This is a genomic window from Brevibacterium sp. 50QC2O2 (genome assembly GCF_024580675.1).
In the GTDB taxonomy this organism is placed as follows: domain Bacteria; phylum Actinomycetota; class Actinomycetes; order Actinomycetales; family Brevibacteriaceae; genus Brevibacterium; species Brevibacterium moorei.
The window spans coordinates 1-293 of sequence record NZ_JANIJZ010000065.1 but is presented as its reverse complement, the minus strand read 5'-3'; the positions used below and the strand labels follow the sequence as shown (position 1 = coordinate 293).

Sequence of the window (293 nt, the reverse complement as noted above, 5' to 3'; positions counted from 1 at the left end):
ACACGGACCCGACAGCCGGCAGGGGCGGCACCAGAACACACACCACCAAACAGTGGTCTGTTGTCCCAGAACCCCAACAGCATACTCAAACAATCAATCCCGCGATGTTCCACCCACGAGCAACCACGGACAGGACACTCGCCTGCCAACATGGCCAACACTCAATGTTGATGCTCCTTAGAAAGGAGGTGATCCAGCCGCACCTTCCGGTACGGCTACCTTGTTACGACTTAGTCCCAATCACCAGTCCCACCTTCGACCACTCCCCCCACACAAGGTGGTTAGGCCATGGG

The 293-nt window shown here is 57.3% G+C and carries 1 rRNA gene; it reads right to left on the bottom strand.

The window, feature by feature from the left end:
• Nucleotides 1–181 precede the first annotated feature (181 nt).
• Nucleotides 182–293 (bottom strand): 16S ribosomal RNA (locus NQ038_RS15235); the annotation flags it as partial.